General features: G+C 43.9%; 12 protein-coding genes. 2 read left to right on the top strand and 10 right to left on the bottom strand.

Translation table 11 applies throughout. The features are described 5' to 3' along the window. Positions 1-219: 219 nt before the first annotated feature. The 4 genes from MHN30_RS02970 to rlmD form a co-directional block, all read right to left on the bottom strand. Positions 220-1854 carry a CTP synthase gene (locus tag MHN30_RS02970; protein ID WP_010369341.1) on the bottom strand — a complete coding sequence of 545 codons (1635 nt, stop codon included), beginning with the start codon at positions 1852-1854 and terminating at the stop codon, positions 220-222. A 157-nt stretch (positions 1855-2011) separates the two neighbouring features. Beyond that, a complete protein-coding gene (gene mazG / locus MHN30_RS02965; RefSeq protein ID WP_239358115.1) occupies positions 2012-2836 on the bottom strand; it encodes a nucleoside triphosphate pyrophosphohydrolase in 825 nt (274 codons plus the stop codon). Continuing rightward, entirely contained in the window at positions 2820-4973 is a 2154-nt protein-coding gene (relA, locus tag MHN30_RS02960) for a GTP diphosphokinase (protein WP_239358106.1), read from the bottom strand. Before relA ends, mazG begins: the two co-directional genes overlap by 17 nt. 92 nt (positions 4974-5065) lie before the next feature. Continuing rightward, complete coding sequence (gene rlmD / locus MHN30_RS02955; protein WP_239358096.1) at positions 5066-6385, bottom strand: 23S rRNA (uracil(1939)-C(5))-methyltransferase RlmD; 1320 nt, start codon at positions 6383-6385, stop codon at positions 5066-5068. Positions 6386-6463: 78 nt separating this feature from the next. Between rlmD and barA the strand changes: the two genes are divergently transcribed. Next, entirely contained in the window at positions 6464-9229 is a 2766-nt protein-coding gene (gene barA, locus MHN30_RS02950; RefSeq protein ID WP_130164514.1) for a two-component sensor histidine kinase BarA, read from the top strand. Between the two features lie 210 nt (positions 9230-9439). Further along, positions 9440-10225, top strand: a complete 786-nt coding sequence (locus MHN30_RS02945) for a MipA/OmpV family protein (protein ID WP_130126609.1) — start codon at positions 9440-9442, stop codon at positions 10223-10225. Positions 10226-10310: 85 nt separating this feature from the next. On the opposite strand, the gene purF is transcribed toward MHN30_RS02945, so the two are convergent. The 6 genes from purF to truA all read right to left on the bottom strand — a co-directional run bounded on the left by purF (position 10311) and on the right by truA (position 16168). Beyond that, positions 10311-11843 carry an amidophosphoribosyltransferase gene (purF, locus tag MHN30_RS02940; RefSeq protein ID WP_010369357.1) on the bottom strand — a complete coding sequence of 511 codons (1533 nt, stop codon included), beginning with the start codon at positions 11841-11843 and terminating at the stop codon, positions 10311-10313. An 18-nt stretch (positions 11844-11861) separates the two neighbouring features. Beyond that, positions 11862-12356, bottom strand: a complete 495-nt coding sequence (locus tag MHN30_RS02935; RefSeq protein ID WP_010369359.1) for a CvpA family protein — start codon at positions 12354-12356, stop codon at positions 11862-11864. Between the two features lie 61 nt (positions 12357-12417). Further along, on the bottom strand, positions 12418-13044 hold the full coding sequence (locus MHN30_RS02930) for an SPOR domain-containing protein (RefSeq protein ID WP_039492635.1): 627 nt from the start codon (positions 13042-13044) through the stop codon (positions 12418-12420). A gap of 36 nt (positions 13045-13080) precedes the next feature. Continuing rightward, complete coding sequence (folC, locus tag MHN30_RS02925) at positions 13081-14337, bottom strand: bifunctional tetrahydrofolate synthase/dihydrofolate synthase (RefSeq protein WP_239358087.1); 1257 nt, start codon at positions 14335-14337, stop codon at positions 13081-13083. 26 nt (positions 14338-14363) lie between these two features. Next, positions 14364-15239 (bottom strand): acetyl-CoA carboxylase, carboxyltransferase subunit beta, encoded by an 876-nt coding sequence (accD, locus tag MHN30_RS02920; protein ID WP_017218111.1) that lies wholly within the window; start codon positions 15237-15239, stop codon positions 14364-14366. Positions 15240-15373: 134 nt separating this feature from the next. After that, a complete protein-coding gene (gene truA, locus MHN30_RS02915) occupies positions 15374-16168 on the bottom strand; it encodes a tRNA pseudouridine(38-40) synthase TruA (RefSeq protein ID WP_017218112.1) in 795 nt (264 codons plus the stop codon). Positions 16169-16227: the final 59 nt, after the last annotated feature.

The raw sequence follows: 16227 nt of genomic DNA, 5'->3' as shown, positions 1-16227 counted from the left end.
TGGTGTGTGTTGCACTGCTTCTGTCGCAGGCGAATTCAGGGTCAATAAACCCGCTTTAAAGTTTGCCTTATCTCTGTTGCTTCGCAAAGTGAAGAATTTACACGTATCACATTGACGCGCCGGCAGATAAGAAAAAGTTTGGCGATAAACACTACACTTAGCGCCTATTGCAAAACCTTCTGCAACAAAAAAGCCGTGCAAGAGCACGGCTTTTTCTTATTACGAAGATGCTTTTTGGTGGCTGTATGCCGCCGCAACAAAGCCTTCAAATAATGGGTGACCATCACGAGGCGTTGACGTGAACTCAGGGTGGAACTGAGCCGCGATAAACCAAGGGTGATCTTTATTCTCGATAATCTCAACTAGTTTCTTGTCTTCTGACAGACCAGTAAATTGCAGACCCGCTTTTTCAAGCTCAGCAACATAGTTGTTGTTTACTTCGTAGCGGTGACGGTGACGCTCCACGATTTCGGCATTACCGTATACTTCACGCACCTTAGAGCCCTCTTTTAAGTGGCAAAGCTGCGCGCCAAGACGCATAGTGCCACCAAGATCAGAGTCGTGGTCACGTACTTCAATCTTACCGTCTGCATCTAACCACTCAGTGATCAGACCAACTACTGGGTGTGGGCTTTCAAGATCAAATTCAGTTGAGTTAGCACCAGTCAGACCTGCAACGTTACGCGCATACTCGATTAACGCAACTTGCATCCCTAAACAAATGCCTAGGTATGGTACTTTGTTTTCACGTGCATATTTTGCAGCTAAGATCTTACCTTCAACGCCACGGTTACCAAAGCCACCTGGTACTAAGATAGCATCAAGGTGTTCAAGTAACTCAGTGCCTTTGCTCTCGATATCTTGAGAGTCAACATATTCAATATTCACCGTTAAACGGTTTTTCAAACCAGCATGCTTCAATGCTTCGTTAACTGATTTATATGCGTCCGGTAATTCGATGTATTTACCAACCATACCAATTGTCACTTCACCAGTAGGGTTTGACTCTTGATAAAGTACTTGTTCCCACTCAGATAAATCCGCTTCCGGACGTTCAAGATAGAAACGACGACAAATGATGTTATCAAGCTCTTGCGACTTCAATAGCGCAGGGATCTTATAAATACTGTCTACGTCTTGTAGCGAGATAACTGCTTTTTCTTCCACATTAGTGAATAGGGCAATCTTCGCGCGCTCGTTCGCTGGTAGTTTACGATCTGAACGACAGATCAAAATATCAGGTTGAATACCGATTGAACGAAGCTCTTTCACAGAGTGTTGAGTTGGCTTAGTTTTCACTTCACCCGCAGGGCCTAAGAAAGGTACTAGCGTCAAGTGCATAAACAAAGCGCTCTCACGACCAAGCTCTGTGCCTAGCTGACGAATTGCCTCTAGGAAAGGTTGTGACTCGATATCACCAACCGTACCACCGATCTCTACGATAGCAACATCATGGCCTTCCGCGCCTTCAAGCACGCGACGCTTGATGTCGTTTGTGATGTGAGGAATAACCTGAATAGTGGCACCTAAGTACTCACCTCTACGCTCTTTGCGCAACACGTCTTCAAATACACGGCCCTGTGTAAAGTTGTTACGCTTGGTCATTTTAGTGCGAATAAAACGCTCGTAGTGACCAAGATCAAGGTCGGTTTCCGCGCCGTCTTCGGTTACGAATACTTCACCGTGTTGGATAGGGCTCATAGTCCCAGGGTCAACATTGATGTAAGGATCCAGCTTTAGAATCGTTACTTTCAAGCCACGTGCTTCTAAAATAGCGGCTAAAGAAGCAGCTGCAATACCTTTACCCAAGGAGGATACTACTCCGCCCGTTACGAAGATAAATTTTGTACTCATGCGAACCCTAGAAATTTCAGGAAAATTGGAATTTAAATAAGAATCAAGACGGGGCGATAGTATAGCAAAAGCACCTAAGTCATTCCAGCTAAAAATGACTTAGCACGGTAATATATTTTATCAGGAGGTCGTTTTAAGTAACGAACAAACCGTAAAATCAGTCTCTGTTTTTACTGCGGTGACGACGTTTCACTGTCTCCCAAGCACCATCCATCTCCTCCAAACTCGCATCTTTAAGTGATAGTGAGGACTCATTCAAAACGGCTTCAACTTGCACAAAGCGATTTTTAAATTTCTCATTAGCTTGGCGTAGCAGCTGCTCCGGATCTCGTTTTATATGTCGGCTCAAATTCACAGTTGCAAACAACAAGTCGCCCACCTCTTCCGCCGTATGTTCAGAGCGTGGATCAACTTGCAGCGCCTCGCTCACCTCTGCGACTTCCTCTTGTACTTTATCCCACGCGCCGTGGTAACTTGGCCAGTCAAATCCGAGTTTGGCTGCTTGCTTTTGAATTTTGTAGGCTTTTGATAATGCAGGCAAGCTGCTTGGAATATCTGCCGCGAACGCCCCTTGTTTTTGTGCCTGTTTTTCTTGCTGTTTAATGGCGTGCCATTGCTGCTCAAGCTCTGCTTCGCTTAAGCTTTTCTGCTTTTCAAATACATGAGGGTGACGTCTCACCAATTTATTATTGAGAGTTTGCACTATGTCAGCAAAATCAAACAACCCCTGCTCTTTTCCAAGCTGAGCATAAAAAATCACTTGGAACAGCAAGTCCCCCAACTCTTCTTTTAAGTGAGCAAAGTCGCCTTGCTCGATAGCATCGGCAACTTCGTGTGCTTCTTCTAACGTATGAGGGACAATGGTTTTAAAGGTTTGCTTTTTATCCCAGTCGCATCCAGTGCTTGGGTCGCGCAGCTGCGACATAATCTCTAGCAGCTGCTCTATCCCCGTTGCTGTAGAAGGCTTAGAGTCGTTTGGCATCAAAAACACCTTCGATTTGCATCAATTTAGTCAGCAAGCGATGCATAGCAGAAAGGTCGTCCACCTCTACCTTCATCATAAATACTGCTACGTTTTTATCGTCTTGTGTTTGTACGTTCATATTGAGCACATTGACTTTTTCATTGGCAAGCACAGAGCTAATGTCTCGGATCAGCCCTTGGCGGTCGTGTGCTTCAATTTTTAATGTAATGGCGTACGACGCTTTAACATCATCTGACCAACTGACCGCAATCTCACGCTCTGGATGTACATCCGTAATATGAGCAAACGACTCACAATCAGAGCGATGCACAGCAATACCTCGCCCTTGCGTGATGTAACCCACAATTTCATCGCCCGGTACCGGCTCACAGCATTTCGCCATATGACTCATCAAGCTGCCAACCCCATCAACGACCACGGCGTTTTTGTCGCCTTTAGTGTGTTTTGGCGAGGAGATTTTTAACTTAGGTGTATCATCAGGTTTATCTTGTACATAGTTCAGGAATTGGTTGATACGAATATCACCGGCACCAATCGCCACCATTAAATCGTCGAGCTCTTTAAAGTTAAAACGGTCAATCGCGGGTTCTAAATCTTTATAGGTAATATCTAGTTTTTGCAGATGACTATCTAAAATTTCCTTACCCGCTTGAAGATTTTTGTCTCTATCTTGCTGCTTAAACCAGTGATGGATCTTACTGCGCGCTCTTGAAGAATGAATATATCCCAGCGACGGGTTTAACCAGTCTCGACTTGGTGAAGCATTTTTCTGGGTAAGAATTTCTACCTGATCGCCTGTGCGCAATGTGTAAGTGAAAGGCACTATTTTACCAAACACTTTTGCACCAATGCAGCGATGTCCAACATTGGAATGAATGTAGTATGCGAAGTCGAGTGGCGTCGAGCCTAGCGGCAAATCAAAGATATCGCCCTTGGGCGTGAATACATAAACACGGTCTTCGACAACCTGATTCTTCAGCTCATCTGCTATTTCACTGCCATCTACCACTTCTTCTTGCCACTGCAACAGTTTTCGTAGCCAGCTAATTTTTTGCTCGTATCCTGAGTTTCTGCCCGGCAATGCACCTTCTTTGTACATCCAATGTGCCGCCACTCCAAGCTCTGCATCTCGATGCATGGCCTCAGTGCGAATTTGGATTTCTACCGTTTTGCCCTCAGGACCAAATACCACGGTGTGGATAGACTGATAGCCGTTTTGCTTAGGCGTAGCAATATAGTCGTCAAACTCTTTGTTTAAATGCCGCCAACTGGTGTGCACAATACCCAAAGCGGCATAGCAATCTTGAATTTCATCTACCACCACACGCATCGCGCGAATGTCGAACAACTGTTCGAATTCATAGCTTTTCTGCGCCATTTTTTTATAAATGCTGTAAATATGCTTAGGGCGACCGTAGACCTGCGCTTTAATGCCTGCATCCGCAAGTTTTTGTGCCACCGAATTAACCATATTTTCCATATAAGCTTCGCGGTCTAGGCGTTTATCAGAAAGCTTCTTGGCAATAGACTTATACGTATCCGGGTGCAAATAACGGAACGAGAGATCTTCAAGTTCCCATTTTAATTGGCCAATCCCCAAACGGTTCGCAAGTGGCGCAAAAATATTGGCTGCGGCTTTTGCTGCAACGACTCTTTCTTCTTCCGATGCTTTCTTAACCGCACGTAAATGGCAGATTTGCTCAGCAAGCTTAATCACCACGGCACGCACATCTTCCACCATAGCGAGTAACATACGGCGGATGTTGTCGACTTGTACCTTACCCGAGCTTTGGTGTGCCAAAGTGCTAATGGTGTCCATATTCTCCACCCCTCTTAAAAGCAGAGAGATATTTTTGCCAAGCGCTTCCTCTACTTGCTCAAGGGACAACTTTCCAGCAACAAAATAAGGAGTTAAAAACGCAGTTGCTAAAGATTCGCTATCAAAATTTAAGTCTGCAAGGATCTCTACCATTTCGATGGCATTATTGAGATGTTCCGTTGACTCATCCGCGGGACAAAGTTCATAGGCCTTTTGCAGCCAGTCCCTTTGATCCTCTGACAAGTTTAAGATAGTGAGTCGCGCATCAAACTCTAGTGGCAAAGTGGTTTGATGCGACTGCCGAGTAGCAACCATGTTTTGATACCTCCTTAAAATTACTTACCCGCCTCATTTTCGGGTAAATTATCTAGCCTAATGCTCGGGCAATAACGGCCTCAAAGCTCAGGTTATTTACACTGTTTTTTAAACAGCGCCATGGTTTCGATATGCCCCGTGTGGACAAACATATTCATTAAGCCAAGCTTCTCTAATTCAAAGCCTGCCTGTGCTATTACCAAAGCATCACGCGCCAGTGTCACAGGATCACATGACACGTATAAAATACGGGTAAACTGCGTCAACGGTAATTGTTGTAGAACCTCAAGTGCACCAGGCCTTGATGGGTCAAGTACCAACACATCCAGATTTGCGTCGAACCAAGCAGCTTCTGTAATCGACTGAGTTAGATCAAAACAGTGAAACTGAACATTACTGATTTGATTAGTTTGCGCATTTTGCTGAGCCATTGCAACCGATTGCGCTTCACCTTCTACACCAATCACATTTTTTGCTTGTTTTGCGAGCACCAAAGAGAAATTCCCCACCCCACAGAAAAGGTCGAGCACACTTTCATCGTTACTCAGCTGTAGCCAGTCTGTCGCTTGGCGCAGCATTGCTTCGTTTACAGATTGATTTACTTGAATAAAGTTGTTCAATTTAAACTCAAGTGTTAAGCCAAATTCATTAAGGTGATAGAAAGGCAACTGAGAGTACACAACTGGCGTCTCGCCATCGTCAAACAGGACCTGACAATTTTCCAGCGCGTTCTGTAATGTTTCGCGAGTCGAAGCGGACAGTGGCTTCGTATGACGACACAACACATAGTTATGGTTGTCGGCCTGACAAAGCTGAATATGACTGATCAGCCTAAACTCACTTAGCGACTGTGCAAGCGCACTTAACGTGTTAACAATACGATCAAAAGGCGACACCAATACATCACACTGCGCTATTTCGATAATCTGCTTCGACTGACTTGCTCTAAAGCCTAACTTCATGCTTTTGCTTTGTTTATCAAAAATACATGCCAAACGAGCTGCACGACGATAATGAAGCGGCATAGAGGTGATCGGTGCTTGCCAAGGTAAGTGTTTAATGTTGGCAAAACGCGCAAAAAGTTTTTCAACTGCATGTTGCTTTTCATTGAGCTGACCATCAACACTTTGATGCTGCAAGCTACAACCACCACACTGCTGGTAATGCGGGCAAAACGGCTTAACACGCTCATTAGAGGCATTAAGTACTTTGGTCATCTTCGCTTCCAACAGTTTAGACTTGGCCTGTACAACCTGTACTCTCACTCGCTCACCAGTCAAGGCACCAGCCACAAAACAGACCTTACCTTCATGACGAGCAACACCTCGCCCCTGATGATCCATTGACTCTATGTTTAATTCTATTTGCTTTGACGGCTTAGCAGCTTTCTTAGCACGAAAAATCTGTGCCATTGGGTTCCTCATTTGTTTGCTTATCACGTCGGTAAAAGATAATCTTAGTTACAGATTTCTCTGCACTTTTTTGACCCTATGACAAAATTAAACCTGCGTGACAGTATTTTACTACTCACTCTTTTGCCAACCCTTTTGGTTGGCTTGCTACTTGGTGGTTATTTTACTATAAATCGCTACGTAGAGCTTGAGGAAATTCTGATAAGTCAGGGAAATCGCATTGCAGATTCTCTGGCTATGTCAGTAGAATACCCAATAGAAAAACAAGATAAAGCGCATTTACACCGCATTTTAAGCCAAGCACACAATAAACACGCACCTCTGGTAAAAAGTATCGCGCTGTTTGATAACCAAAATCAGCTTATTCTTACCAGTAATTATCATAGTGAATTCGACAAATTACATTATTTTGGTGAAGTGCAAAAGCTACAAACCACCGAAGTTACTACACTAAAAAATACCTTTGTGTTTTATTCACCAGTTAAAAACCATTTAGCCAAAAAAACCGATTGGCATAGTGCTGAGCCAGCTACGCTCGCGGTTTTAGTTGTAGAGATCAGTAAAGACCAAGCGTTGATATCGCAGCAGCGCGCGCTGATCTTGAGTGCTATTGTTATTATTTTCTCCTTTTTACTTAGTGTTATGTTGGCCATGCGATTATCACGTATGCTGACCAAACCGATTGCCAGTTTGATTTTAGCCACAGACAAACTCAACGAAGGTAAACAAGACATCGCTATCAATGAGCCGATGCGGGGTGAGTTTGAGCTGTTGCGCCAAGGCTTGATTGTTATTGGCAGAAAGATGGCCAATCAAAAAGACGAAATGCAAAAGCACATTGATCAGGCAACTAGTGATTATCGCGAAACCCTAGAGCAGTATGAAACGCAGAATATTCAGCTCAATATTGCCAAAAAAGAAGCACAAGACGCTAACCGCGTAAAATCGGATTTCTTGGCTAAGATGAGTCACGAACTTAGAACGCCGCTCAATGGGGTCATTGGCTTTACTCGTCAACTTTATAAAACACCATTAAATAAGCACCAAAAAGATTATTTAGATACCATAGAGCTATCCGCAAATAGCCTGCTTACCATCATTAGTGACATCTTGGATTTCTCAAAACTAGAAGCCGGTGCTATGGAGCTGGAGAATATCCAGTTTGAATTACGCGACGCAGTTAATGAAGTCATGACCTTATTAGCGCCAAGTGCCCACGACAAGCAGCTAGAGTTTTCGATTTCTGTTAATCGCCAGGTGCCGGACAACTTAATTGGCGACCCAACACGATTTAAACAGGTATTGACCAATCTAATTAGTAATGCCATCAAGTTCACGGAAAAAGGCTCAGTCAAAGTGGATATTAACCATCGCTTGATGGATGAATCTCAATCCTCATTGTTAGTGTCTGTCAGCGATACTGGGGTCGGTATTGCGCAGGATAAGCAAGACGCGCTATTTACGCCGTTTGCTCAAGCCGATACCAGTATCACCCGTAAATTTGGCGGCACAGGTCTGGGTCTTATCATCACTAAGCATATTGTTGAAGCGATGAATGGCCGTATCACTCTGAACTCGGCACCTGGAAATGGTACCTGTTTCTCATTTAATGCCGTCTTTGCCCTGCCAAATCGTCTCTACAACGACGATTTGCCAAGCAAGCCGCTGGAAAATAAGCGCGTGCTTTACTTCGAACCGCAAGAGCATACTCATTACGCTGTAATGGCCCAGCTACAGGCATGGGATATGCAAGTGACTCGTTGCCTCACCGAAGAAGAGTTTGATTCAGCCTTGGCGCAGGATTTTAATTACGATATCTGTCTAATCGGCTCTATGGCAAGCGTCGATCAAATGCAGACGGTTAAGAGTTACATCAAGCAAGCTCGCGGCTCCGCAGACTACTTATACTTGATGGTTAATACCGTGTCTCATAATATGCGTGAGGCGCTTATTGGCAGTGGTGCTGACGCTTGTTTAAGCAAACCACTTAATCACAGAAAGTTATGCGAAATGCTTGCAGCCCCTTATCGTTTAGACCACCCAGACATGAGTGCCAACGAAATAGAAGCCACAAGTTTACCACTAAAAGTGCTTGTTGCGGACGATAACGACGCTAACTTAAAGTTGATCTGTACTTTGTTAGATGAACAGGTTGAGGCAATAGATACCGCACACAATGGTGCTCAAGCAGTCAGTTTATGTAAATCAAGGAAATACGACCTGATATTTATGGATATTCAAATGCCCATAATGGATGGTATAAGCGCCTGTAGAAGCATAAGAGATTCGTCCTTAAATGAGGATACCCCTATTATCGCCGTCACCGCACATGCACTTGCTGGCGAAAAAGAGCAACTGCTTAAAGATGGCTTTAGTAACTATATGACTAAACCCATAGATGAAGATATGCTCAAGCAAATTATTTGCGACCATAGCGCATCTTCACCAGTCGCGAGACAAAAAAATATCGAGAGTCATCAGCACAGTGTGCCGCCATTTAATAGCCAAATGTTAGATTGGGGGTTAGCGTTACAGCGAGCGGGTAATAAACCTGATTTAGCATTGGAGATGCTCAACATGCTGCTTTCTAGCGTACCCGAAACGTTGCAGCAGTTGGAGTCTGCGCAAGACGCAGAGGATCTCCCAACGCTGCTCAAAGTAGTGCATAAGTTTCACGGGGCATGTTGTTACACTGGCGTACCAACCCTGAAGAAATTGGCTGAAACCATTGAAACCGGATTAAAACAAGAAAAACCACTCAGTGATATCGAACCTGAACTATTTGAGCTGGTTGATGGACTCACTTTATTGCTTTCTGATTCCGAGCCCACACAATCCAGCTGACCTTTATGTTCACACTCTTCTATTCGCTACTTTCTATGCAAACAACCATAGAATAGCGAATAGATAGGAAGTGTGGCACATAGCTCCTAACACACCAGGCAACGCTTCCCGACAATTTATTACACTTTCTAACAGCACTTTCCCAAGTCTTGTAACAAACTTCTTACATTCTAAATTCTCGCAACCTTTAACTTACGAAAGGAATTCTGTATGTATCTCATCAAGTCAGCACTTACGTCTGCTGCCATCTTCACTCTCGCTTTTGCTTCTTGTAGCCACGCCATTGAAACGTCATCTGACGAATGGCAAGTTCGTTTAGGAGGAGGAGCTGCCGCTGCAGATTTGCCGTGGAAAGGCATTGAAAGTGAGCTGATCTCAATTCCTATTATCGATATCCAAAAAGGAAACTGGTTTATCAACAAAGACAGCTTAATTGGCTATCGCTTTCCTATTACCGAAGATTTATCTGTCTACTCCGGATTGGGCTATCGTCAAGACGGCTATGACGGCGTGTTCAGAGATGCGAAATCTGAGGACGAGGTTTTTGAAGGATATGACGCACCGGATGGCGATGTTACCGTTAACTATGGCGTCACCTATCTGTGGTTTACGCTCGCTGGTCACAGTGATATTTCCGATAATTCAGATTCAACCACGGCTACTTTTTCGGTATCAATCCCACTGTACAACGATGGCCGAGGATTTAAAATCTCGGCAGTAGGTAACGTAGAGTGGCAGCAATCAGATTACGTCAATTATATTTACGGGGTGAGCGGGAAAAACATCGATATAAGCCGTGGTCGAGTGGGCTATTTAACTGCTGATGACGCCGTGAATTATTCGGCAGGGTTTACCGCACATTATCAGTTAAAAACACAACTCAGTTTGGTTGGTGGGATAACACGAACTAAGCTCGATGATGTAATTGCCAATAGTCCTTTGCTAGACAGAGACACCAGTGACCTCGCTTATGTTGGCCTAGTCTATCAATTTTAGGCTGTTGCCCGGGTTAAAATTAAATAAAAAACCCAAGTTAAACTTGGGTTTTTTATCTTAATGCTTATGCACATCATCAAATAGTTTAATCGCTTTCGGCGCTTTCCGCTTCTTGATTATGTAGCTCAAGGCTTGCAGACATCGCAGCTTCACGATTAGACTTTGCCGAATCATTGCGCAGTTCATCAATGTGATTGAGGTAGTTTTGATCAACATCACCTGTGATGTATTGACCATCAAATACCGAAGTCTCAAAGCGAGCGATCTCTGGGTTTTCTTGACCAACGGCTGCAATCAAGTCGCTTAGGGATTGGTAGATCAAACCGTCCGAGCCAATACTCGCATTGATATCTTCCACTTCACGACCATGAGCGATTAGCTCTGATGCAGAAGGCATATCGATGCCATATACGTTCGGGAATCTTACCTCTGGTGCTGCTGATGCAAAGTACACGTTCTTCGCACCCGCTTCACGCGCCATCTCAACGATTTGCGCTGATGTAGTGCCCCGCACAATAGAATCATCGACAAGTAGCACGTTCTTACCAGCAAACTCTCTGTCAATTGCGTTAAGTTTACGACGTACAGACTTCTTACGCAGCTCTTGGCCCGGCATGATAAATGTACGGCCAATGTAGCGGTTCTTAACAAACCCTTGACGATAAGGAAGTCCTAGCACGGAAGCAATTTCAAGTGCGATATCACATGATGTTTCAGGGATTGGGATAACCACGTCGATATCTTTATCGCCCCACTCAGTTGCGATTTTCTCACCGAGCTTGGTACCCATATTCACGCGAGTCGCATAAACAGACATTTTATCAATGTTTGAATCTGGACGAGCAAAATATACAAACTCGAAGATACAAGGTGCAAGCGTCGTTTTAGCAGCGCAGATCTGAGAGAAAAACTCACCTTTTTCGGTTACGTAAATAGCTTCACCTGGTGCAACATCTCGCACAAACTCAAAGCCATCCGTTGCCAATGCAACACTCTCTGAAGCGAACATGTATTCCATGCCACGCTCAGTTTCTTTCTTACCGAAAACAAGCGGACGAATACCGTGAGGGTCTCTAAATGCCAAAATACCATGGCCGATGATCATCGCTATACTCGCGTAACCACCAGAAACAATAGACACAACCTCAGTTACTGCCGTAAACATATCTTCCGCGTCTAATTTCATCTTGTCTGTTTTGCCAAGCTCGTGAGCTAAGATATTCAGCAAGATCTCTGAATCAGACGTAGTATTAACGTGGCGACGCGCTTGAGTAAACAAACGCTCTTTTAATTTTTCTGCATTGGTTAAGTTGCCGTTGTGCGCAAGGGCAATACCAAATGGAGAGTTTACGTAGAAAGGTTGAGCTTCTGCTGAGCTTGAAGAACCAGCAGTAGGATAACGTACATGACCAAGACCAATGTTGCCCTGTAGGCGTTTCATGTGTCTTGTATGAAATACGTCTTTCACTAGACCGTTTGCTTTTCGTAAGCTAAACGTATTGTTGTCAATGGTAATAATGCCAGCCGCATCTTGGCCGCGGTGTTGCAAAACAGTTAAGCCGTCATAAATCGCCTGATTAACAGGAGACGTTCCGACTATCCCAACGATACCACACATTAAAAATTTCCTCGCCGATTAACGGTTTACTGAATCTAAAAAGCTCGAGTTATGTTCAAGATAGGAGAAAAACCACTCTATCACAAAGCCAAATTCAGGAATTAAGTTTGATGTTTTCCACCACTGCGTGTCTGGTGCACTGGTAAACGCATCAAGGAAAAAGAGTAAGGCGCTAACGACCAACACACCTCGAAGTCCACCGAATACAATCCCAAAGATCCTATCGGTGCCTGAGAGCCCAGTTCTTTGAACCAGTTCACTCAAGACATAATTAACAAGCCCACCTAACATCAAGGTCGCAAAAAAGAGTATGGCAATTGCGGCTGCATTTCTTAAAAGGGGTTCTGAAATGAATGTTAGGAAGGTTGCGAGATATTGGTAAAAAATACTAGAGATGAAAAAAGCGCCGATCCATACGACAAGTGACATCGCTTCTTTGACAAAGCCTCGAAGCAAGCCAAAGATAGTCGATAAACCAACAATACCAAGAATGGCGTAATCAACCCAGATCATAGTAACCAATAAGTCGTTAATGTGGGGCGCATTCTAAAAGGTTTGGCATCTAAATGCCAGATCATTTTGTCACTTCAAATTGTGTCAAACGACCATTTAACTTAGTTAATTTCTTTAATTCTGGTAACTTAGCTTCAAGTTCAGCTTTATTTAAAGCTGGTCCGACAAACACTTTTGTCAGTGTACCATTGGGCGTTTTAACGGGTTTAGTAAAAGTTTTAAAGCCATTATCTGCAAGCTTCTTCGTCAGTGCATCGACGTTCGACTTATGCGAAAAGCTACCAAGCTGAATGACATAGGCCATTTTTGAAAAGTTAGCAGTCTCAGGACGCGTTAATTTCGCCACCTCAACTTTGTCGGTCGTTGCGACGGGTTTCGCCTCAACGTGTGTAGGTGACGTATCTGATTGCTGCGTATTGGCTAGCGTTGTCTCTTCTGTGCCTTCTAGCTTAGCATCATCGGCGTCAATATCTTCCAGCGGCTCAGAGGGCAACTCAGGCGCAAGCTTGGCTTGCGCATCCACTTTTTCTTGCAGATCAATTGTTTTGAACTCAGGTCTTTCAGGGATCGCTTGAAACCCTTCCTTGTAGTGGACCTTTTCACCATCAAGGATATTTGGAATAAAGATCACCGCAGCTACGACGACGATACTTGTTCCAACAAGGCGATTTATAAATACTGAGTTCACAACTTTACTCTCTACTTTACATTAAATCATCTATAACTATTTTCGCCAGTACTCCATTGCCTCAGCAACGGTAAAGAACGAACCAAATATCACTAGTACCTGCTCGCTCGCAAGTGTATCGAGCTGAGTATCAAGTGCTGCTGTAACGCTATCGAATAAGGTGACATTGCAACTTGAGTCAAGCAATGGCTTAAGGTTTTCCGCACGCTCTCCACGAGGTCCAGAAAGCGAAGCTAAGCACCAGCTATCTACATATTGGGTGACTTCTTTCAGCACACTGGCTTTGTCTTTATCCGCAAGCATAGCGACTAAGGCATGAATTTTAAACCCTTTTTGCTTGAGTTCTTGTAACTTAGTTGCCAAATATCTTGCAGACTCTGGATTATGAGCAACATCTGTATACACTAACGGCGTGGCATTGAGTTGCTGAAAGCGACCCTCTACTTGCAAATTTGCCAAACAAGTCTTCACGGCATCATAGCTAGGTAGCAACTCAAGTTTAGCTAATACCGTTAACGCTGTCGCAGCATTTTGTGCTGGAATGGCTGGTTTGTCGAAGTGCCAATCAAAATCAAGATATTGCCATCTAAACTGAGAATCTAGCGGGGTAAAATAAAAATCGCGCTTTGATAACACCATATCTGCGGCAATTTCGTCGCCATAGTCCGTAACCGTATGTGGAATATTTAAATCACCAACGATTGCAGGCTTACCACTGCGGAAAATGCCAGCTTTGTCATAGCCTACCAGTTCTCTAGTATCACCCAGATACTCTTTATGATCTAAGTCGACAGTCGTGATAACAGAGGCAAATGGCGAGACTATATTTGTCGCATCAAACCGCCCGCCTAAACCAACTTCAAGCAAAATATAATCAACCTTACAGCGCTTGAAAATACTGAGCGCACCAAGCGTACCAAACTCAAAATAAGTTAGCTGAGTGTCTTTGCGGATGTCGTCGAGGAATTTAAATGCATCGATATGGTACTGATCTTCGAGCTCAACCCCATTCACGCGGACGCGTTCGTTGTAGCGTACTAAATGTGGTGAAGCGTAGGTGCCAACCGACAACCCTTGTGCGAGCAACAACGACTCCAAGCACCTAGCCGTTGTGCCTTTACCATTGGTACCGCCAATTAGAATTATTTTACTGAAAGGCTCAAGTAATCCGGCTTGCTCGGCAACTTGTGCTACACGCTCAAGTCCCATTTCAATGGTGGCTGGATGAATTGCTTCTAAATAACAAAGCCAATCATCAAGGCTTGATGATTGGCTAGGCTGTTTAACCGTCATAAGTTGAGTAGCTCAATTTGAAAAATTTACGCTACTCTATGCTCTTGTTCAGTGGAAGGCAAGTCCATAAACTTCGCCAAAATACGTGCTAACGTATCGCGCATTTCACGACGGTCGACGATCATGTCAATCGCACCGTGTTCTAATAAGAACTCACTGCGCTGGAAACCATCAGGTAGAGTTTCACGTACAGTTTGTTCGATAACACGTGGACCCGCAAAACCGATAAGTGCTTTTGGCTCTGCCACATTGATATCACCAAGCATCGCCAATGATGCAGAAACACCACCCATTGTTGGATCGGTCAATACAGAGATAAATGGCAAGCCTTTGTCACTCATTTTTGCCAATGCAGCACTTGTTTTCGCCATTTGCATCAATGACATAAGTGCCTCTTGCATACGTGCACCACCAGATGCAGAGAAACAAATTAACGGCATGTTATGTTCTAAACAAACGTTAACTGCATCAACAAATCTCGCACCAACAACTGACGCCATTGAACCACCCATAAAGGAGAATTCAAAAGCAACAGCAGCAACAGGAATACCCTTTACGCGACCTTTCATTGCAACTAAAGCGTCTTTCTCACCGCTTGCTTTTTGCGCTTGAACGATACGATCCGAGTACTTTTTAGAGTCTTTAAACTTTAGTACGTCTTGTGGCTCATGCTCTGTGCCAAGCTCTTGACGATCTGCATCATCTAAGAAACTTTCAAGACGTTTACGTGCCGTAATACGCATGTGATGATCACACTTAGGACATACGTTTAAGGACTTTTCTAATTCCGCTTTGTATAGGATTGAATCACAATCTGTACACTTTGCCCAAACCCCTTCTGGGATCTCTTTTTTACCAGAAGATTTAGTGGTTTTAGGTAAGATCTTTTCTAACCAACTCATTTGCAACTCTCTATCGTGCTTTATTCTGTTCCGTCAGCAAAGACAGACATCTTTTCCCAATTAAATCATGATTTAGCTATAGGTGATATAAAAAACTGGTCTTAAGAGTATAAGGTACTACATAAATATGACCGTTACACTAATTCCTCAGGCAAGAATAAAGGCCCAAGCGGCATCTTTTCTATTTGCCATTGTTCAGGGTAGTCCACATCAACTAAATACAATCCGTTAGGTTTTGCCGTAGCACTTGCTAAGGTGCGGTCTTTGGCAACAAGCAGTTCCGCCATCCACTCAGGCTCTTGCTTGCCAACACCAATATCAAGTAAACAACCTGTAATATTGCGCACCATATGATGCAAAAACGCGTTTGCTTTAATATCGATGACAATATATTTGCCAATGCGTTTCACCTCTAAGTGATGGATATTACGAAAGGGTGTATTAGACTGACAATGCACCGCCCTGAAAGAAGTGAAATCTTGCTCCCCTATCATCACAGGGCATGCAGCTTTCATTCTTTCAACATCAAGCTCGTGGTGAAAATGCGTTACGCCACTGCGTAAAATGCCCGGTCTGTAGGTGTGATTATAAATAACGTAGCGGTATCGACGAGCTGTCGCAGAAAAACGAGCATGAAACTCAGGGTCGACTTCTTTAGCAAATCGTACCGCAATGTCGTCGGGAAGCTGAGAGTTCATTCCTAATGTAAAAGCGCTCATATCGCGAGCAGAATCCGTGTCAAAATGCACGAGTTGACCCGTTGCATGAACCCCCGCATCAGTGCGCCCTGCACAAGTTATCTCAACGGGATGATTACAGATATTCGATAGCGCTTTTTCTATTTCTTCTTGGACACTGCTGACATGATTTTGCCTCTGCCAACCACTATAATTTGCACCATTATATTCAATGCCTAACGCTACTCGCATACTTTTTCTATCGCAACCCATAACAAAAACGTCATTTTATGCGATTGGCGATGTGAATT

Origin of the sequence: Pseudoalteromonas sp. OF7H-1 (genome assembly GCF_022347825.1) — a bacterium.
Lineage (GTDB): Bacteria > Pseudomonadota > Gammaproteobacteria > Enterobacterales > Alteromonadaceae > Pseudoalteromonas > Pseudoalteromonas maricaloris.
This window is presented reverse-complemented; position numbering and strand designations above follow the sequence as displayed.

Bases quoted from the DNA above. Each gene is read 5' to 3' on its own strand.
- folC (WP_239358087.1), bottom strand. From the start codon at position 14,337: ATGACGGTTAAACAGCCTAGCCAATCATCAAGCCTTGATGATTGGCTT.
- accD (WP_017218111.1), bottom strand. From the start codon at position 15,239: ATGAGTTGGTTAGAAAAGATCTTACCTAAAACCACTAAATCTTCTGGT.
- truA (WP_017218112.1), bottom strand. From the start codon at position 16,168: ATGCGAGTAGCGTTAGGCATTGAATATAATGGTGCAAATTATAGTGGT.
- MHN30_RS02945 (WP_130126609.1), top strand. From the start codon at position 9,440: ATGTATCTCATCAAGTCAGCACTTACGTCTGCTGCCATCTTCACTCTC.
- purF (WP_010369357.1), bottom strand. From the start codon at position 11,843: ATGTGTGGTATCGTTGGGATAGTCGGAACGTCTCCTGTTAATCAGGCG.
- relA (WP_239358106.1), bottom strand. From the start codon at position 4,973: ATGGTTGCTACTCGGCAGTCGCATCAAACCACTTTGCCACTAGAGTTT.
- rlmD (WP_239358096.1), bottom strand. From the start codon at position 6,385: ATGGCACAGATTTTTCGTGCTAAGAAAGCTGCTAAGCCGTCAAAGCAA.
- MHN30_RS02935 (WP_010369359.1), bottom strand. From the start codon at position 12,356: ATGATCTGGGTTGATTACGCCATTCTTGGTATTGTTGGTTTATCGACT.
- mazG (WP_239358115.1), bottom strand. From the start codon at position 2,836: ATGCCAAACGACTCTAAGCCTTCTACAGCAACGGGGATAGAGCAGCTG.
- barA (WP_130164514.1), top strand. From the start codon at position 6,464: ATGACAAAATTAAACCTGCGTGACAGTATTTTACTACTCACTCTTTTG.
- MHN30_RS02970 (WP_010369341.1), bottom strand. From the start codon at position 1,854: ATGAGTACAAAATTTATCTTCGTAACGGGCGGAGTAGTATCCTCCTTG.